Genomic DNA, 18504 nt, shown 5'->3' on the forward strand with positions numbered 1-18504 from the left:
GGTTAGTCTGTCGAGGTTGACCTGCCGCACGGAGCGTGCAGGGCGTCGGCCGCGGTCGTCGCAGCATCCGGGGGGATTCGCGAAGGAGAAGGTTTGGCGTCCGACAGAAGGACCACCGGTGGTGTGGTCAAGGCGATCGTGGGCTTCCTGGGCATGAGCGTCGTGGCCGGAGTCCTCGTGACCGTCACCGTCACCCCCGCCGTGGCGCTCGCCGGAGTCGCCGCGAACCAGTCGATCGGCGTCTTCGACGGACTGCCCGACTACCTCGAGGTCGACAAGCTCTCCGAGAAGAGCAACATCTACGCGACCGGCTCCGACGGATCCCCGCAGCTGCTCGCCTCCTTCTACGTCGAGAACCGCGTCGAGGTGCCGCTCGACCGCATCGCCCAGGCCGCCAAGGACGCCGCCGTCTCGGGCGAGGACCCCCGCTTCTACGACCACGGCGGAGTCGACCTCCCCGGCACTCTCCGCGCCGTCGCGCAGACCTACGTGCTCGGCAACGACGTGCAGGGCGGTTCCTCGATCACCCAGCAGTACGTGAAGAACGTGCTCGTCGAGAAGGCCGTCCGCAACATCTCGGACGACGCCGAGCGCGCGGCCGCGATCGACGAGGCCACCCGCACCTCCCCCGAGCGCAAGCTCCGCGAGATGAAGCTCGCCATCGGCCTCGAGAAGCAGTACACGAAGGACCAGATCCTCCAGGGCTACCTCAACATCGCGTTCTTCGGAGGCACCACCTACGGCCTCGAGACCGCCGCGAACTACTACTACGCGACCTCGGCCGCGGATCTCTCGATCGCTCAGGCCGCGAGCCTCATCGCGATCGTCAACAACCCGGCCGTCCTGCGGATCGACCAGCCCGACAATCCGGACAACGGCGCCGCGAACGGCTACGCCCGCAACAAGGACCGCCGCGACTACATCATCGGCAAGATGCTCGAGGAGGGGAAGATCTCGCAGGAGGACCACGACGCCGCCGTGGCCACTCCGATCGAGCCCCGCATCACCCAGCCCAGCACCGGCTGCTCGACCGCGGGCAACGCCGGCTTCTTCTGCGACTACGTCACCAACGTCCTGAAGAACAACGAGATCTTCGGCGCCGACGAGGACACCCGCTGGACCAACTTCCGCCGCGGCGGCCTCGACGTCTACACGACGCTCGACGTCGGCCTGCAGGACGCGGCCGTCGCCGCCGTCGACGCGCAGGTCCCGCAGACCTGGAACTTCGACGTCGGGGCCGTCTCGGTCAGCGTCGAGGTCGGATCCGGGCGCGTGCTCGCGATGACCCAGAACAAGAAGTACTCGCAGGATCCGGACGTCCTCACGACCGACCCGTCCTACAGCGCCGTGAACTACAGCACCGATCAGGCCAACGGCGGATCCTCCGGGATCCAGCCGGGCTCGACCTACAAGCTCTTCACCCTGGTGGAGTGGCTGAAGGAGGGCCACAGCATCAACGAGTCGGTCGACGGCACCCGCAAGTCCACCTGGGGCACCTTCACGGACTCCTGCGTCGCCGGCGGCACCGACACGAGCAACGAGACGAGCGCCAAGAACGACGAGGGCGGCACGGGCGAGGTCGGCACCCCGGTGTCCTTCACCAAGACCTCCCTCAACACCGGCTTCGTCGGCATGGCCCGTGAGCTCGACCTGTGCGGCATCCGCGACACCGCGGTCGACATGGGCGTGAAGCAGGGCAGCGGCGAGGAGCTCGAGCACAACCCGTCGTCGGTGCTCGGCACCAACTACGTCTCGCCCCTCTCGATGGCCGGCGCCTTCGCCACCATCGCCTCCGGCGGCACGACCTGCGACCCCGTCGCGATCGACCGCATCACCGACTCGGCCGGAGCCGACCAGCCGGTGCCCCCGGCGAACTGCCGCCAGTCGATCGACCGCAACGTAGCCGCCACCGCGGCCGTCGCCCTGCAGGCGACCTTCACCGGCGGAGGGACGGCCGTGGCCTCCCGCACCGGCGACGGGGTGCCGCTGATCGGCAAGACCGGCACCACCGACGATGCGAAGGCCACCTGGATGACCGGAGCGAGCACCCGCGTCGCGACCGCCGTCGGCGTGTTCAACGTGAAGGGCGACGCGAACCTGCGCCTCGGCCGCTACTCCTTCGACTCCGGATCCGCCGCCACCGCGCGCCACCGCATCTGGCCGGTCGTGATGCGCGCCGCCGACGCGAAGTACGGCGGCACCGACTTCCCGGAGGCCGACGGCTCGCTGCAGGTCGTCCCGAAGGTGGACATCCCGGACGTCGTCGGGCTCTCCTCCGCCGACGCCGAGGCCAAGCTCGAGGCAGCCGGCTTCGGCGTCGTCCAGGGCGGCACGGAGGCGAGCGACGCAGCGGTCGGGACGGTCACCCGCGCCGACCCGTCGGGCTCGGCCCCCCGGGGCACCGCGATCACCGTGTTCACCAGCTCCGGCGACCAGAAGATCGTGCCGAACGTGACGGGCCAGGATCTGGAGGCCGCGAAGAACGCCTTCGGCGCCGCCGGCTTCACGAAGATCACGCTCGCCTGCGCCGAGGACCCGAAGGCGCCCGACGCCGGCCAGGTCACCGGGCAGGAGCCGGCCGGCGGCTCCCCCGTCGCTCCGGACGCCACGCTGAAGGTGACGATCACCGCGAAGAAGTGCCCCTGACCGGCGCCTGACGGCTCGCGAGAACGCGTCCGGCCCGCGAAGATCCTCGGATCCCGCGGGCCGGACGCGTTCTCGTCGGACGGCGGCGTCGGAGCGGGGGCTACTGCCCGCGGCCCCGGATCGCGCCGACGATCGCGACGGTCGCGAAGTAGACGATGAGGGCCAGCACGCCGAACGAGGCGAGCGCCCCGCTGGCCTCGGCCCAGGGCCGCCGCTCGTCCGTCATCGTGCCCGGCATGACGATGTCGAGGGCGAACATGCCCACCGCCAGGGCGAAGCAGACCAGGCTCAGCACGAGCAGCGCCCGGACCGCCTTGCCCACGGGGTCGTAGTAGCGCGGGTTCGACATCGTGCCTCCGGTTCTCGTGCCCTCGTGTCTATCCCGCCCGGACCGCTGTGGCAAGCCGTGGGGATGCGAAGACACCCATCCCTCCCCCTCCGCGGGCGCTGCTCGCGGGAGGAGGAGGGACCGGGGTCCGAGCGGGACCGGCTACGCGGCCAGCGGGAGTGCGGCGGGCGAGGTCACCAGCAGCTCGCCGCCGACGGCGTCGACGCGGACCGCGCCTCCGTCGGAGACCTCGCCGCTGACGAACAGGTCGGCGATCCGGTCGTCGATGGAGCGCTGCACGAGCCGGCGCAGGGGCCGGGCACCGTACTGCGGCTCGTAGCCGTTCTCGGCGAGCCAGTCGACGGCCGCCTCCGTCACCTCGAGCGTCACCTCGCGGGGGGCGAGGCGGGAGCGCGTGGTGTCGAGGACGATGCCGACGATCTCCCGCAGCTGCTCGCGGCCGAGGCGGCGGAACAGGACGATCTCGTCGATCCGGTTGAGGAACTCGGGCCGCATCGCCTCGCGGAGACGGCCCATGACGCGGTCGCGCAGGTCCTTCTCCGAGGCGAAGCCCTCGGCCGACGCGTCGCTTTGAGCGACGAAGCCGAGCGCACCCGACCGCGAGGCCAGGAACTCCGACCCGAGGTTCGAGGTCATGATGATCACCGTGTTGCGGAAATCGACCGTCCGGCCCTGGCCGTCGGTCAGGCGTCCATCATCGAGCACCTGCAGCAGCAGGTTGAACACATCGGGGTGCGCCTTCTCGATCTCGTCGAAGAGGACCACCGAGTACGGGTTCCGGCGCACGCGCTCGGTCAGCTGACCGGCCTCGTCGTAGCCGACGTACCCGGGAGGGGCGCCGACCAGCCGCGAGACCGTGTGACGCTCGCCGAACTCGCTCATGTCGAAGCGGATCACCGACTGCTCATCGGCGAAGAGCGAGCCCGCGAGGGTGCGCGCCAGCTCCGTCTTGCCGACACCGGTCGGGCCGAGGAACAGGAACGAGCCGACGGGACGTGAGGAGTCGCCGAGGCCGGTGCGGCTGCGGCGGACGGCCCGGGCGACCGCGGTGACCGCGTCGTCCTGGCCGATGACCCGCTGGTGCAGCTCGGTCTCGAGGTGCGCGAGGCGCTCGCGCTCCCCCTCCGTGAGCCGCGACACCGGGATGCCGGTGGCGCGGGCGATGACGGCCGCGATCTCGGTCTCGCCGACCACCGCCTCCGCGGGGGCGCTGCCGGTGGCCGCGTCGAGCTCCGCCTGCACGGCGGTGATCTCGTCGCGGACGCGGGACGCCTCCTCGTAGTGCTCGGCCGAGACGGCCGCGTTCTTGTCGGCCTCCAGGGTCGCCAGACGCTCGAGCAGAGCGCCGGTGTCGACGCCCGCTCCCAGGCGGAGGCGGAGGCGCGCGCCGGCCTGGTCGATCAGGTCGATCGCCTTGTCCGGCAGCACGCGGTCGGTGAGGTACCGGGCCGAGAGCTCGACCGAGGCGCGAAGGGCCTCGTCCGTGAAGCGCACGCGGTGGTGCTCCTCGTAGGCGGGGCGCAGACCGTGCAGGATGGCGATCGCGTCCTCGATGCCGGGCTCCCCGACGCGGACCGGCTGGAAGCGCCGCTCCAGTGCCGGGTCCTTCTCGATGGTGCGGTACTCCTTGAGCGTGGTGGCGCCGACCAGGTGCAGCTCGCCCCGGGCCAGACGCGGCTTGAGGATGTTGCCCGCGTCCATGCCGCCCTCGCCGCCTCCGCCCGCACCGACGACGGTGTGGACCTCGTCGATGAAGACGATCAGCTCGCCGGCGTGCGCCGCGATCTCGTCCATGGTGCCGGTGAGGCGCTCCTCGAAGTCGCCGCGGTAGCGGGTGCCGGCCAGCATGCCAGGGAGGTCGAGCGAGATCACGCGCTTGCCGCGCAGCTGCTCGGGGACCTCTCCCGAGACGATCGCGCGGGCCAGGCCCTCGACGATCGCGGTCTTGCCGACGCCGGCCTCGCCGACGAGCACCGGGTTGTTCTTGGTGCGGCGGCTGAGGATCTCGACGGTCTGCTCGATCTCGTCGGTGCGCCCGATGACCGGGTCGAGCCGGCCCTCGCGGGCGAGAGCAGTGAGGTCGGTGCCGAACCTGTCGAGCATCGGGGTGTCGGAAGAGGGCTCCCCCGCCTCCTGCTGCTGCGGGGCCTCGGCCTCGCGCATGCCCTGGGTGAGGGCCTCGGCGGTGACGCCGGCCCGGGCGAGGACCTGCCCGGCGGGGGCGTCCTGGCCGAGCACGAGCGCGAAGAAGAGGTGCTCGGGCTCGATGTAGGTCGAGCCGCTGGAGCGGGCGACCTGGTAGGCGTGGAACAGCGCGCGCTGCGCGCTGGGGGTGATGGTGGCCGCGTTCTGCGAGGCGTGGGCCTCGTCGGCCTGCGGGAGGCGCGCCTCCGCGGCGGTGGCGATGGCGGCGGGGTCGACGCCGATGCGGCGCACGGCCTGCGAGACGGTCTCGTCGTCGATGAGCACGCGGAGCACGTGCAGGGCGTCGAGCTCGGTCTGGCCGCGCTCGAGGGCGAAGCGTCCTGCGGACTGCAGGATGTCGCGGGTACGGGCGGTGAGGAATCGGCTGAGGTCGATCGACCGCGCCGCGCGGGCGCGCTCACCGTCGAGGTAGCGGGCGAGGAAGTCGTCGAACGAGCTCGCTCCGGCCTCGCTGTAGTTGTCGGGCACCTGTCCTCCTGAGGAAGTTGAGTCGGTTACGCTCAAGTTCAACGCAGGGGTGCCGTTCCTATTCCCGGACCAGGCTCACGTCCGCGAGATGCCACCTGTGGCGCTCCGGGACGGCGTGTCGCCCGCACAGGTGGCATCTCGCGGGGCGCACGAGAAGGAGGCACGCGCCCTCGCGGGTGCGTGCCTCCTCTGCGCCGACGCGCATTTCCTCCGGGGTGGGAGCTCTAGGGGACGAGGTAGCCCGCCGCGCGGAACAGCTCGTACCACTCCGGCCGCGTGAGCGGCAGATCGGAGCCGAGGGCCGCATCGCGCACGCGCTGCTCGGTGGTCGTGCCGAGCACGACCTGCATGCCCGCCGGGTGGCGGGTGATCCAGGCGGTGGCCACCGCGATCGCCGGGACGTCGTACTTCGCGGCGAGCCGGTCGATCGCGGCGTTCAGCTCGGGGTACGCCGGGTTGTCGAGGAACACGCCCGTGAAGAACCCGGCCTGGAAGGGCGACCACGCCTGCACGGTGATGTCGTTCAGGCGGCAGTAGTCGAGGATGCCGGCGTCGCGCATGACGGACTGGTCCTCGCCGACCATGTTCGAGGCGACGCCCTGCGCGATCAGCGGCGCGTGGGTGATCGAGAGCTGCAGCTGGTTCGCCACGATCGGCTGGTTCAGCGACTTCTTCAGCAGCTCGATCTGGTATGGCGTCTGGTTGGAGACGCCGAAGTGCTTCACCTTGCCGGACGCGTGCAGCTCGTCGAACGCCCGCGCCACCTCGTCGGGCTCGACGAGTGCGTCGGGCCGGTGCAGGAGCAGGACGTCGATGTAGTCGGTGCGCAGGGCCTTCAGCGAGCCCTCGACCGAGGCCATCAGGTGCTCGTAGGAGAAGTCGAAGTACGGGCCGTCGCCGACGATGCCCGCCTTGGTCTGCAGCACGATCTGCTCGCGCTCGGAGGAGGTCAGCGCCATCGCCTCGGCGAAGCGCTCCTCGCACTGGTGCAGCGTCTTGCCGTAGACGTCGGCGTGATCGAAGAAGTCGATGCCGGAGTCGCGGGCGGCGCCGACGAGACCGCGGATGGCCTCGTCGGTCATGTCGGGGATGCGCATGAGGCCGAGGACGACGTTCGGGGAGTCGACACCGGAGGTGCCGAGGGGGACGTGCTTCAAGGGAGTGCTCCTTCGTTGGATACCTCGTCCACGGTAGGCGCCCCGCCTGGGCGCCGTCCAACAGGGGGTCGGGGTTGCATTCATCCGGCGGAGTGGTCACTGGTCCGCGTGCGCGATCGAGGACGGGACGACCTGGCGGTGCGCTGAGCGCCCGGATCCGTCTCTCATCCTCGGTTGCGTACCTTGTCGGCCCGAGCCCGCAGTGGAAGGCTTCCGGCATGACGATCGAGGTGCGCCCCGCGACCGTCTTCGACGAGGTCGCGACGATGGTCGGCCCGAAGAAGCCCGACTCGAACGTGTGCTGGTGCCTGAGCTACCGCCTCCTCTCGTCGAAGGAGAACCGCGAGCTGAAGGGGCCGGCGCGCGGGGACCGGGTGCGCGAGCTCGTGGCGGAGGACCCGCCTCCGGGCGTCGTCGCGTACGACGGCGACGAGGTGGTCGGCTGGGCGGCGGTGCACCCCCGGGCCGATACGAGCTTCGCGACGAACCGGCGCATCCCGCACGTGGACGGCCTCGACGTGTGGAGCGTGTGGTGCCTCCGCGTGCGGCCCGGCTTCCGCGGGCGCGGCATCTCGCATCCGCTGCTCCAGGGCGCCGTCGAGTTCGCCCGAGCCCACGGGGCCCCGGCGATCGAGGGCTACCCGGTCGACAACGCCGGCGCGGAGGTCGACTTGACGATGGCGTACGTCGGCACGCGCTCGCTGTTCGAGCTCGCGGGCTTCGAGAAGGCCGCGGACACGACCTCGGTGCTGAACGGCTTCCCGCGCGTGCTGATGCGGCTCGCCCTTTGACGGTTTGCGCCGACGGCTCCAGCTGGCTGGACTGGCGGCGCACCCGGTGTTAGCCTCGTCTGGTCGCTCTGAATCGGAAATTATCGGAGCGATTCGCTGTTGTACAGCGCAAGACCGGTTAGCGCAAACGAGGGGCGCGGAAACATCCACGCCCCTCGCTTACTCATAATTCAGGTGATTACTCGGTTGTTCTAAGCCGCTGCAACGGCAGGTTCAACAAGGTGCCGGAAGGCACCTTCACCCTTACGATTAAGGCAAGGCGGGAACGTTGCCCCCTGCCTGAACCATGTGACGTCGCCGTACTGGTCTGCCCACAGCCCCGGTTCAGGTACGCGCTGGCCGGTCTTCCACGTTTCACCAGGCCCCTTTGGCGTATGGCGGTAAATGTTCAATTCAAAATCCAATCGTCAAACTTAGAAGTTTTTCAAGGGTGAGCCTTGCTAATGGCGGCCCTCGCGCATGAGGGGCGGCCTCGCTGACATTTAGTCCAGCGAGGTCGCCCCTCATTTTTGCGCCTACTTCAGGCATCGGATGCACGGGCCTAGAAGTCCCAGTCCTCGTCCTCGGTGTTCACGGCCTTGCCGATCACGTAGGAGGAGCCGGAGCCCGAGAAGAAGTCGTGGTTCTCGTCCGCGTTGGGCGAGAGGGCCGACAGGATCGCGGGGTTCACATCGGTGACCTGCTTGGGGAACATCGGCTCGTAACCGAGGTTCATCAGCGCCTTGTTGGCGTTGTAGTGCAGGAACTTCTTGACGTCCTCGGTCAGGCCGAGCTGGTCGTAGAGGTCCTGCGTGTACTGCGCCTCGTTGTCGTAGAGCTCGTAGAGCAGCGAGAACGTGTAGTCCTTGATCTCGTCGCGCTTGGCCTGGTCGACCCGCTCGAGTCCCTTCTGGAACTTGTAGCCGATGTAGTAGCCGTGCACGGCCTCGTCGCGGATGATCAGGCGCACGAGGTCGGCCGTGTTGGTGAGCTTGGCACGCGAGGACCAGTACATCGGCAGGTAGAAGCCCGAGTAGAAGAGGAACGACTCCAGCAGCGTGGAGGCGACCTTCCGCTTCAGCGGGTCGTCGCCGCGGTAGTAGTCCATCACGATGGACGCCTTCTTCTGCAGGTTCGGGTTCTCCATCGACCAGCGGAAGGCCTCGTCGATGTCCTGGGTGTTCGACAGGGTCGAGAACACCGAGGAGTACGACTTGGCGTGGACCGACTCCATGAACGCGATGTTCGTGTAGACGGCCTCCTCGTGAGGCGTGATCGCGTCCGGGATCAGCGACACGGCACCGACGGTGCCCTGCACGGTGTCGAGCAGGGTGAGGCCGGTGAACACGCGCATCGTGAGCTGCTGCTCCTGGTGCGTGAGCGTGTTCCACGACTGGATGTCGTTCGACAGCGGGACCTTCTCGGGCAGCCAGAAGTTGCTCGTGAGGCGGTTCCACACCTCGACGTCCTTGTCGTCCTGGATCCGGTTCCAGTTGATCGCCTGGACGGAGTCGACGAGCTTGAGCTTCTCGGGGGGAGTCATGATTCCTTCTCGCTGCTGCGGATGGGTCGTGCGGAGGGGGGTGGGGCGGCGTGCTCTAGAGCATGCACGAGACGCACTGGTCGAGCTCGGTGCCCTCGAGCGCCAGCTGACGGATGCGGATGTAGTAGATCGTCTTGATGCCCTTGCGCCAGGCGTAGATCTGGGCGCGGTTCACGTCGCGGGTGGTCGCGGTGTCCTTGAAGAAGAGCGTGAGCGAGAGGCCCTGGTCGACGTGCTGCGTGGCCGCGGCGTAGGTGTCGATGATCTTCTCGTAGCCGATCTCGTACGCGTCCTGGTAGTACTCCAGGTTGTCGTTCGTCATGAACGGCGCCGGGTAGTAGACGCGGCCGAGCTTGCCCTCCTTGCGGATCTCGATCTTCGACGCGATCGGGTGGATCGAGGACGTCGAGTTGTTGATGTACGAGATCGAGCCGGTCGGCGGGACGGCCTGCAGGTTCTGGTTGTAGATGCCGTGCTCCATGACCGAGGTCTTGAGCGCGCGCCAGTCGTCCTGGGTGGGGACCGCGATGCCCGAGTCGGCGAAGAGGCGGGCGACGCGCTCGGTGGCCGGCGCCCACTCCTTCTCCGTGTAGGTGTCGAAGAACGCTCCCGAGGCGTACGTCGAGTCGGCGAAGCCCTCGAAGGTGGTGCCGCGCTCGATGGAGAGGTTGTTGGAGGCGCGCAGGGCGTGGAACAGCACCGAGTAGAAGTAGATGTTGGTGAAGTCGATGCCCTCCTCGGATCCGTAGTGGATCCGCTCGCGGGCGAGGTAGCCGTGCAGGTTCATCTGGCCGAGGCCGATGGCGTGCGACTTGTCGTTGCCGTCCTCGATCGAGCGGACCGAGGTGATGTGCGACTGGTCGGACACCGAGGTGAGGCCGCGGATCGCGGTCTCGATGGTGCGGCCGAAGTCGGGCGAGTCCATCGTCAGCGCGATGTTCAGCGAGCCGAGGTTGCAGGAGATGTCCTTGCCGATCTGCGCGTAGGAGAGGTCCTCGTTGTAGGTCGTCGGGGTGTTGACCTGGAGGATCTCGGAGCAGAGGTTGGACATGTTGATGCGGCCCTTGATCGGGTTCGCCTGGTTCACCGTGTCCTCGAACACGATGTAGGGGTAGCCCGACTCGAACTGGATCTCGGCGATGGTCTGGAAGAACTCGCGCGCCGAGATCTTGGTCTTCTTGATGCGCGGGTCGTCGACCATCTCGCGGTACTTCTCCGAGAGGGAGATGTCACCGAAGGGGATGCCGTAGACGCGCTCGACGTCGTAGGGCGAGAAGAGGTACATGTCCTCGTTGTTCTTCGCGAGCTCGAACGTGATGTCGGGCACGACGACGCCGAGGGAGAGCGTCTTGATGCGGATCTTCTCGTCGGCGTTCTCGCGCTTGGTGTCGAGGAAGCGGAGGATGTCGGGGTGGTGCGCCGAGAGGTACACCGCTCCCGCGCCCTGGCGCGCGCCGAGCTGGTTGGCGTAGCTGAAGCTGTCCTCGAGAAGCTTCATCACGGGGATGATGCCCGAGGACTGGTTCTCGATCTGCTTGATCGGGGCGCCGGCCTCGCGGATGTTCGAGAGCGAGAGGGCGACGCCGCCGCCGCGCTTGGAGAGCTGGAGCGCGGAGTTGATGCCGCGGGCGATCGACTCCATGTTGTCCTCGATGCGCAGCAGGAAGCAGGAGACGAGCTCGCCGCGCTGGGCCTTGCCGGTGTTGAGGAAGGTCGGGGTCGCGGGCTGGAAGCGGCCGGCGACGATCTCCTCGACGAGGGCGGTCGCGAGCGTCTCGTCGCCCTGGGCGAGGCCGAGGGCGGTCATCACGACGCGGTCCTCGAAGCGCTCGAGGTAGCGCTTCCCGTCGAACGTCTTGAGCGTGTACGAGGTGTAGTACTTGAACGCGCCGAGGAAGGTCGCGAAGCGGAACTTCTTCGAGTACGCCAGGTCGTTGAGCTGCTGGATGAACTCGAACGAGTACTGGTCGAGCACGGCCTGCTCGTAGTACTCCTTCTCGACCAGGTAGTCGAGGCGCTCCTTGAGCGTGTGGAAGAACACCGTGTTCTGGTTGACGTGCTGCAGGAAGAACTCGCGAGCGGCCTCGCGGTCCTTGTCGAACTGGATCTCTCCGTTCGGGCCGTAGAGGTTCAGCATCGCGTTGAGCGAGTGGTAGTCCATCTGTGCGGCGTCGCGGGGAGCGTCGATCACTGCTGCGTCCAAAACGTGTCCAATCCTTCGTCGACGGCGCGGACGTCGTCGGGTGTTCCGAATACTTCGAATCGATAGAGGTGCGGCACCTCGCACTTGCGGGCGATGATGTCGCCGGCGAGGCAGTACGCCTCGCCGAAGTTCGTGTTGCCGGCGCCGATGACGCCGCGGATCAGGGAGCGGTTGCACGGATCGTTGAGGAACCGGATGACCTGCTTGGGGACCGCCCCTCCGCCGTTGCCCCCGCCGTAGGTGGGGAGGACGAGCACGTACGGCTCGTGGACGTGGAGCGTGTCGAGGGCGGCTCCGTCGCGGCGGGCGTGGAGCGGGATGCGCTGCGCCGGCCGTCCGAGCTTCTCGATGAACCGGTGCGTGTTCCCCGAGCTGCTGGAGAAGTACACGAGCCCGCTCATCCTCCGGCCCCTCTCCTCGTCAGCTGCTGTCTCGGTCCCGCCTCTGAGGTGCACGGGTGGTGAGCCGCAAGGCGGAGAAGGAAGCCGTAGCGGCGCTACGGCGCCCGCCGACAACGCCGCGGATCGCCGCTCGTGCGCCTCAGAGGGTCGCGATCTTGTCGGGGCGGAAGCCGGACCAGTGATCGTCGTCCGTGATGACGACCGGCGCCTGGAGGTAGCCGAGGGCCTTGACGGCCTCGAGGGCCTTCTCGTCCACGGAGAGGTCGAACACCTCGTAGTCGATGCCCTTGCTGTCGAGGGCGCGGTACGTCGCGGTGCACTGGACGCAGGAGGGCTTGGTGTAGACCGTCACAGCCATGGGTGTCGCCTTTCGGAGGGGGTGTCCCGGTGCCGCTCCCCGACCGGCGGCTCGCGATGCGGGCGGGGTCGGAGGATGGTCCGGTGAGTTCTGGGTGCCGGTGGGGCTCTCGCTCCGACCTGCTCAGCAATACTACATATAGGGGGCGGGCCGGTGTCAGCCCACTAGACGTAGTAGTTACAGCCGTGTAGTTATCCACCGGTTCCTCCCCCGTTCATCCACAGGCCGGAGCCCGTGGAACCGCGGAAGGACGCGGATCCGGACGAACCGTCCACAGGTGTGGACAGAAGGATCCCGTTCACTGTGTACAACGCGCCACGGCGTGTCGGCATGCCCGACCGGTGGGGTCCGCGCGGCGGCCCGACCACACGATGTGGTGGTCGGATCGCATCACGGGGCATGCCCGGACGGTACGCCCGACCACCGACACCGCGAGTGGTCAGAGCAGCCGTGCGGCCCACTCCCGGGCGACGGCGCGCAGGTGCGGGAGCGGGTCCGCGAGGGCCGCGGACGAGGAGCCCGCCGCCTCGGTCAGCGACGCCGCCGCGGAGAAGCCGGAGGTCGGCGCCGCGATCGCCCCGGCGACGAGGAGCGTCCGCGCCCCGACCGCCTCGGCGAGTGCGAGGACGTGCACAGGGACCTTGCCCGAGGCGGACTGCGCGTCGAAGCGCCCCTCCCCCGTGATCACGACGTCCGCGCCCGCCAGGAGAGCCGGAAGCCCGATCGCCCGTCCGACGGCGCCGGCGCCGGAGGTCGGGCGCGCGCCCCAGGCGAGCAGCCCGAAGCCCGTCCCGCCCGCCGCCCCCGAGCCGGGCGCCTCGGGATCCGCCTCCAGATGCGCGGACAGACGGCGGAGGCCGCTCTCGAGGAGGAGGACGTCCTCCGGACCGGCCCCCTTCTGCGGCCCGAAGACGCGGGCCGCCCCGGAGTCGCCGAGCAGCGGGGTCGTGACGTCGCTGAGCACGACCGCGCCTCCGGGCGGCGGAGGACGGAGCCCGCGGAGGTCGGCGGCGGCGAGCGCGGGCAGCGCACCGCCTCCGTCGCCGAGGTCGCGGCCGGAGGCGGTGGTGAAGCGGGCGCCGAGCTCGCGGAGCGCCCCGACTCCGCCGTCGGTCGAGGCGCTGCCGCCGATCGCCAGCAGCAGGGCGTGCGCCCCCGCGTCGAGGGCGGCGGAGATCGCACGGCCGAAGCCGCGGGTGTGCGCGGTGAGCGGGCGGAGCGGGTCGAGCAGCGTGATGCCGCTCGTGGAGGCGAGCTCGACGACGGCGGTCCCGTCGGGGAGCAGCAGCCACCAGGCGCGGACCGGCCGGTCGTCCGGGCCGGGCACGACGACCGGCAGCCGAAGCGACCCCGGGACCGCGAGCGCGAAGGCGTCGACCGTGCCCTCTCCCCCGTCGGCCATCGGTGCGAGGACGACCTCGTCCCCCGAGCGCGCAGCGCTCCAGCCCTCGGCGATCGCGCGCGCGACCTCGACCGCGCTCGCCGACCCCTTGAAGGAGTCGGGCGCGACGACGACCCTCAGCCTGCTCACGCGCTCAGTGTGGCACCGCGCCCGGCGCGGCCTCGAGCGGTCGCCCGTCCGCGACGGCGCGGAGAGGGCCGCAGCCGCACCGCGCCGCCGCTCAGAGCGGAGTCGCGAGCCGGTAGCCGCGCTTGATCACCGTCGCCACGAGCCGCGGTTCGGGGAGGGCCTGACGGAGGCGGCTGACGGCGACGTCGACCGCGTGGTCGTCCAGAGCCTCCGGCGCGGAGGCCGCGAGGACGTGACGCGCGACGGTCGCGCCCTCGGCGGCGACGAGAGTCCGGAACAGTGCGAGCGCGACCGGGGTCAGCGCCACCCGGATCCCGCCCAGGACGGCGTGCCGGCCGCGGAGCTCGAGAGTGCCGAAGGCCGTCTCGATGCGGGGCGACGCCTGCTCGAGGTGCTCGCAGGTCAGGCGGATGAGCGCGCCCATCCGGAACCGGTCCGGCACGACCGGGAGGATCCCTGCCTCGACCAGGGGTGCCGCGGTCACGGGGCCGACGGCGGCGGCGACCACCGTCTCGCGGAACGCCGCCTGGAGGTCGTCGAGGCGGCCCGCGGCCTCCGCGACCGTGAAGAGCGCCTCCACCGCCGGCGCGCTGGTGAAGGTGACGGCGTCGATGCCCCCTCCGCAGACCGCGTCGATCAGCCGCAGCACCCGGGCCGAGTCCTCGTGCACGCTCCAGCGGTAGGGCGCGGCCGTGAGCACCCGGGCGCCGGCGTCGCGGAGACGCTGCAGCTGAGCCGGATCGGTGAATCCGTGCAGCTGCACCGCGATCGTGCGGCCGGCGACGCCCTCGCGCAGGGCCAGGTCGACGAGGGAGGTGGTCGTCTCGCGCTCGCTCATCCCGTGGTCGTCGAGACCCGCCGCGCGGATCGCTCCGCGCGCCTTGGGTCCGCGGACGAGGATCCGCGCGGAGGACAGCGCGTCGGCCAGCTCGATACCCGCGGCGTCCGCGGCCTCGAGCCAGCGCCGGAGGCCGTAGGAGGTGGTGGCGAGGAGCACGTCGGGGCGGGCGGCGACGATGGCGCGGGTCTCCTCCTCGAGCGCGCCCTCAGTGTCGACGCCGCGCATGCGGATGGTGGGGGCGTGTGTGACGGCGGCACCGCGGCGCTCGAACGCGGCGATCAGGTCCTCGGAGCGGCGGTCGGAGGTGACCCCGATGCGGAAGCCGTCCAGCTGGTCGGGTCGGAACCCCACGGCGGCGTCGGGATCGGTGCCGGTCATGCTCGGCCCCCTCGGGGTCTCACGCGGTCAGTGCATCGACCGCTCGGGCGATGCTCTCGGGGTCCCCCGCATCATGGCACGCGGCCTGCCGGACCACCTCGCCGATGACGATCACGGCGGGCGAGCGCGGTGCCAGCTCGGCGAGCAGGCCGAGCACTGCGCCGACCGAGGAGACCGTCGTGCGCTGGTCGCGCGACCAGCCCCGCTCGACGATCGCGAGGGGCATGTCGGCGCGCATCCCCGCGCGCTGCAGCCCGGCGACGAGGTGCGGCAGCGTGTTCACTCCCATCAGCACCACGATCGTCCCGCCCAGCCCGGCCAGATGGCCGAGCTCCTCCTCGCTGAACGGCGCGTGGCCCGAGACCACGGTGAAGGCCCTGCTGACCTCGCGGTGGGTGACCGGGATACCGGCGGCGGCGGGCACCGAGATCGCGCTGGTCACTCCGGGGACGACCGTGGAGCCGACGCCGGCGAGCCGGCACGCGCGCACCTCCTCCGACCCGCGTCCGAACACGAACGGATCGCCGCCCTTCAGGCGCACGACGTCCAGGCCCGCGAGGGCCCGCACGATCATCAGCCGCTCGATCTCGTGCTGCGGCACCGCGTGATGCCCGGGCGTCTTGCCGACGTCGATCAGCTCGGCGCCGGGCGCCCACTCGGCCAGGCCCTCGTGCGGACCGAGCCGGTCGTAGAGCACCACGTCCGCGTCGCGGAGGGCGCGGCGGGCGGCGAGGGTCATCAGATCCGGATCGCCGGGGCCGCCGCCGACGATGCTGACGTGCCCGACCGGCCGGGTCGGCGCGGGGGCCTCGTCGACGATCCAGGGGCAGAGGTCGGCCGCCGCTGCTCGGAGCGGTGCCGGCCCCTCCACCCACACGATCAGGGCCGGGGGCGCCTGGGTGAGCGCGTCCTCCGCCTCGTGCCGCTGGACGAGTGCGCCGGCGGCACGGTAGCGGGCGACCACGCGGCGGGTCCCGGAGGCGGTGCCGATCACGAGCACGCGGCGTCCGGCGAGGTCGAGGGAGAGCTGCATCACGAGTCCGATCCGATCCCGGCCGGACCGACGGGGATCCTCGGCCCCGCGACCAGCACGGGTCCGTCCGGTCTCTCGTCCCGGCCTGCTGGCCGGACCTGCCCGCGCTCGCGCACGGTCGCGACGCGCGGATCCGCGGTGTCCGGGGCGTTCACGAAGGAGCGGAACCGGCGGAGCCGGTCGGGATCAGCGAGCGTCGCCGCCCACTCGTCGACGTAGGTGTCGACGTGCGTGGCCATGGCGGCCTCCAGCTCGGCGGCGATGCCGAGCGAGTCCTCGCAGACCACCTCGCGAACGTGCTCGAGTCCGCCGGGGAGCTCCTCCTGCCAGCGGGCGGTCCGCTGGAGCCGCTCGGCCGTGCGCACGTAGTACATGACGTAGCGGTCGATGTAGCGCACCAGGGTCTCGTCGTCGAGATCCTGTGCCAGCAGCTGGGCGTGCGCCGGCTGGTAGCCGCCGTTGCCGCCGACGTAGAGGTTCCAGCCGAGGTCGCTCGCGATGACGCCGATGTCCTTCCCCCGCGCCTCGGCGCACTCGCGGGCGCAGCCGCTGACCCCGAGCTTGAACTTGTGCGGCGAGCGGAGACCCCGGTACCGCTCCTCGAGGAAGACCGCCATCCCGACCGCGTCCTGGACTCCGAAGCGGCACCAGGTCGATCCGACGCACGACTTGACCGTGCGCAGCGACTTGCCGTACGCCTGACCCGACTCGAAGCCGGCGTCGACGAGGAGGCGCCAGATCTCGGGCAGCTGCTCGAGGCGGGCGCCGAACATGTCGATCCGCTGCCCGCCGGTGATCTTCGTGTAGAGGCCGTACTGCTCGGCGACCTCGGCGATCACCTTGAGCTTCGCCGGCGTGATCTCGCCCCCGGGGATCCGCGGGACGACGGAGTAGGTGCCGTCCTTCTGCATGTTGGCCAGGGCGCGGTCGTTGGTGTCCTGCAGCGGCGCCTGGCCGCCGTCGAGGATGTAGGCGTTCGTCTGGGTGGCGAGGACGGAGGCGATCACCGGCTTGCAGACGTCGCAGCCCAGCCCGGAGCCGAAGCGCTCCATCACCTGCTCGGCCGAGTGCAGCCCGAGGATGCGGACCGACTCGAACAGCTCGCTGCGGCTGAGCGCCACGTGCTCGCAGAGGGCGCGGGAGACCTCGACGCCCGCACGGATCAGCTCCGTGTCGAGCAGCTTCTTCACCAGGGGCACGCACGATCCGCACTGGGTGCCCGCGCGGGTGCAGGCCTTGAGCGGCCCGAGCTCGGTGCACCCCTCGCCGATCGCGTGGCGGACCTCGCCGACCGAGACGTTGTTGCACGAGCAGACCTGGGCGTCGTCCGGAAGATCGCCCGAGGGCGCCTCCGCCCCCGCCGCCGCGAGGTAGGCGCCGGGCTCGGCCGGCAGCTCGCGCCCCAGCAGCGGGCGGAGGGAGGAGTAGGGGCCCGCGTCGCCGACGAACATCCCGCCGAGCAGCGTGCGCGCATCGTCCGAGACGACGACCTTCTGGTAGAGACCGCGGGCCGGATCGGCGTAGACGACCTCGAGCGCTCCCTCCGTGGTGCCGAGGGCGTCGCCGAAGCTGGCGACCTCCACGCCCGAGAGCTTGAGCTTGGTGGCGTCGTCGACGCCCGGGAAGGTCGCGTCGCCGCCGAGGATCCGGTCGGCGACCACCTCCGCCATCGCGTTGGCGGGTGCGACGAGCCCGACGGTGCGGCCGTCGATCGCGGCGACCTCGCCGATGGCCCAGACTCCCGCCCTGCTGGTGCGGCACGCCTCGTCGACGACCACGCCTCCGCGCGGTGCGACCTCGATCCCGACCGCTCGGGCGAGCTCGTCGCGCGGCGTGATCCCGATGGAGAAGACCACGAGATCGGCGCTGATGCTGCTGCCGTCGGTCAGCGCGACGCCGAGCACCGTCCCGGTCGGCGAGGTGAGGATCGCGGTGGGCCGGTTGCCGAGGTGCAGCGCGATCCCCTGCGCCGAGATGATGCGGCCGAGGGCCTGCCCGGCGCCCTCGTCGAGCTGCGCGCTCATCAGCCAGCGGCCGGAGTGGACGAGGGAGGTGCGCGCACCGAGCCGGTGCGCGCCTCCCGCCGCCTCGAGGCCGAGCAGACCGCCGCCGACCACGGCCACGATCGCGGGGCGGCCGCGCCGGGCGCGGAACGCGGCGAGCTCGGCGACGAGCCCGTCCACGTCCTCGAGCGTGCGGTAGACGCGGCCGTACTCAGCGCCCTCGATCGGCGGGACCGTGGCGGAGGAGCCGGTCGCGAGGACGATCTCGTCGCCCTCGAGGGAGCGGCCGTCCGCGAGCTCGACGCGCAGGTGGTCGGGATCGATCGCGACGACGCGGGAGGAGTTGATCAGCCGCGCCGACTCCCACAGAGCGCCGTCGCCCAGAGTCAGGTCGTGCTCGCCGTCGAGGCGCTTCGAGAGTGCGACGCGGTCGTAGGGACGGTGCACCTCCTCGCCGAGGACGGTGATCTCCAGCGCCTCGTCGCCGGCCCGGGTGACGAGCGCGTCGACCAGGCGGTGCGCGGCGGGTCCCGCTCCGACGACGAGCACGCGTCGGGGCCGGGCGGCGGTGTTCGCTCCAGGAGTCATGACGTCCACCGTAGGGACGGTCCGTTTCCC

Annotated in this window: 13 protein-coding genes; 2 read left to right on the plus strand and 11 right to left on the minus strand. The window is 70.5% G+C overall.

All coding sequences use genetic code 11. From position 1 onward, the window contains the following. Positions 1–93 precede the first annotated feature (93 nt). Positions 94–2646, plus strand: a complete 2553-nt coding sequence (locus C5D08_RS08790) for a transglycosylase domain-containing protein (protein WP_258067367.1) — start codon at positions 94–96, stop codon at positions 2644–2646. A 100-nt stretch (positions 2647–2746) separates the two neighbouring features. Here C5D08_RS08790 and C5D08_RS08795 read toward each other — a convergent pair whose 3' ends face one another. The 3 genes from C5D08_RS08795 to C5D08_RS08805 form a co-directional block, all read right to left on the minus strand. After that, positions 2747–2995, minus strand: coding sequence for a hypothetical protein (locus tag C5D08_RS08795; protein WP_104224361.1), 249 nt, complete (start codon positions 2993–2995; stop codon positions 2747–2749). Positions 2996–3136: 141 nt separating this feature from the next. Continuing rightward, on the minus strand, positions 3137–5668 hold the full coding sequence (locus tag C5D08_RS08800; protein ID WP_104276722.1) for an ATP-dependent Clp protease ATP-binding subunit: 2532 nt from the start codon (positions 5666–5668) through the stop codon (positions 3137–3139). A gap of 224 nt (positions 5669–5892) precedes the next feature. Continuing rightward, positions 5893–6825: an aldo/keto reductase family oxidoreductase gene (locus C5D08_RS08805; RefSeq protein WP_258067368.1), complete on the minus strand. Its 933-nt coding sequence runs from the start codon at positions 6823–6825 to the stop codon at positions 5893–5895. A 218-nt stretch (positions 6826–7043) separates the two neighbouring features. Between C5D08_RS08805 and C5D08_RS08810 the strand changes: the two genes are divergently transcribed. Continuing rightward, the gene (locus tag C5D08_RS08810) at positions 7044–7616 is read left to right on the plus strand and encodes a GNAT family N-acetyltransferase (protein ID WP_104276724.1); all 573 of its coding nucleotides are present in this window, start codon (positions 7044–7046) and stop codon (positions 7614–7616) included. 541 nt (positions 7617–8157) lie between these two features. Here the strand turns inward: C5D08_RS08810 and nrdF are convergent. The 8 genes from nrdF to nirB form a co-directional block, all read right to left on the minus strand. Further along, complete coding sequence (gene nrdF, locus C5D08_RS08815) at positions 8158–9138, minus strand: class 1b ribonucleoside-diphosphate reductase subunit beta (RefSeq protein ID WP_104224358.1); 981 nt, start codon at positions 9136–9138, stop codon at positions 8158–8160. Positions 9139–9193: 55 nt separating this feature from the next. After that, positions 9194–11299, minus strand: a complete 2106-nt coding sequence (nrdE, locus tag C5D08_RS08820) for a class 1b ribonucleoside-diphosphate reductase subunit alpha (protein WP_104276751.1) — start codon at positions 11297–11299, stop codon at positions 9194–9196. A 26-nt stretch (positions 11300–11325) separates the two neighbouring features. Beyond that, positions 11326–11742, minus strand: coding sequence for a class Ib ribonucleoside-diphosphate reductase assembly flavoprotein NrdI (gene nrdI / locus C5D08_RS08825; RefSeq protein WP_104224357.1), 417 nt, complete (start codon positions 11740–11742; stop codon positions 11326–11328). 139 nt (positions 11743–11881) lie between these two features. Continuing rightward, positions 11882–12100, minus strand: coding sequence for a glutaredoxin-like protein NrdH (gene nrdH / locus C5D08_RS08830; protein WP_068255139.1), 219 nt, complete (start codon positions 12098–12100; stop codon positions 11882–11884). 439 nt (positions 12101–12539) lie between these two features. Continuing rightward, a complete protein-coding gene (locus tag C5D08_RS08835; RefSeq protein WP_104276752.1) occupies positions 12540–13622 on the minus strand; it encodes a glycerate kinase in 1083 nt (360 codons plus the stop codon). 100 nt (positions 13623–13722) lie between these two features. Then, positions 13723–14850: a uroporphyrinogen-III synthase gene (locus tag C5D08_RS08840; RefSeq protein WP_104276725.1), complete on the minus strand. Its 1128-nt coding sequence runs from the start codon at positions 14848–14850 to the stop codon at positions 13723–13725. A 19-nt stretch (positions 14851–14869) separates the two neighbouring features. After that, the gene (gene cobA, locus C5D08_RS08845) at positions 14870–15883 is read right to left on the minus strand and encodes a uroporphyrinogen-III C-methyltransferase (protein ID WP_104276753.1); all 1014 of its coding nucleotides are present in this window, start codon (positions 15881–15883) and stop codon (positions 14870–14872) included. Further along, complete coding sequence (gene nirB, locus C5D08_RS08850; RefSeq protein ID WP_104276754.1) at positions 15883–18474, minus strand: nitrite reductase large subunit NirB; 2592 nt, start codon at positions 18472–18474, stop codon at positions 15883–15885. The genes cobA and nirB overlap by 1 nt, the downstream gene beginning before the upstream one ends. Positions 18475–18504 lie beyond the last annotated feature (30 nt).

The organism is Rathayibacter sp. AY1B6, from assembly GCF_002932755.1.
GTDB lineage: Bacteria > Actinomycetota > Actinomycetes > Actinomycetales > Microbacteriaceae > Rathayibacter.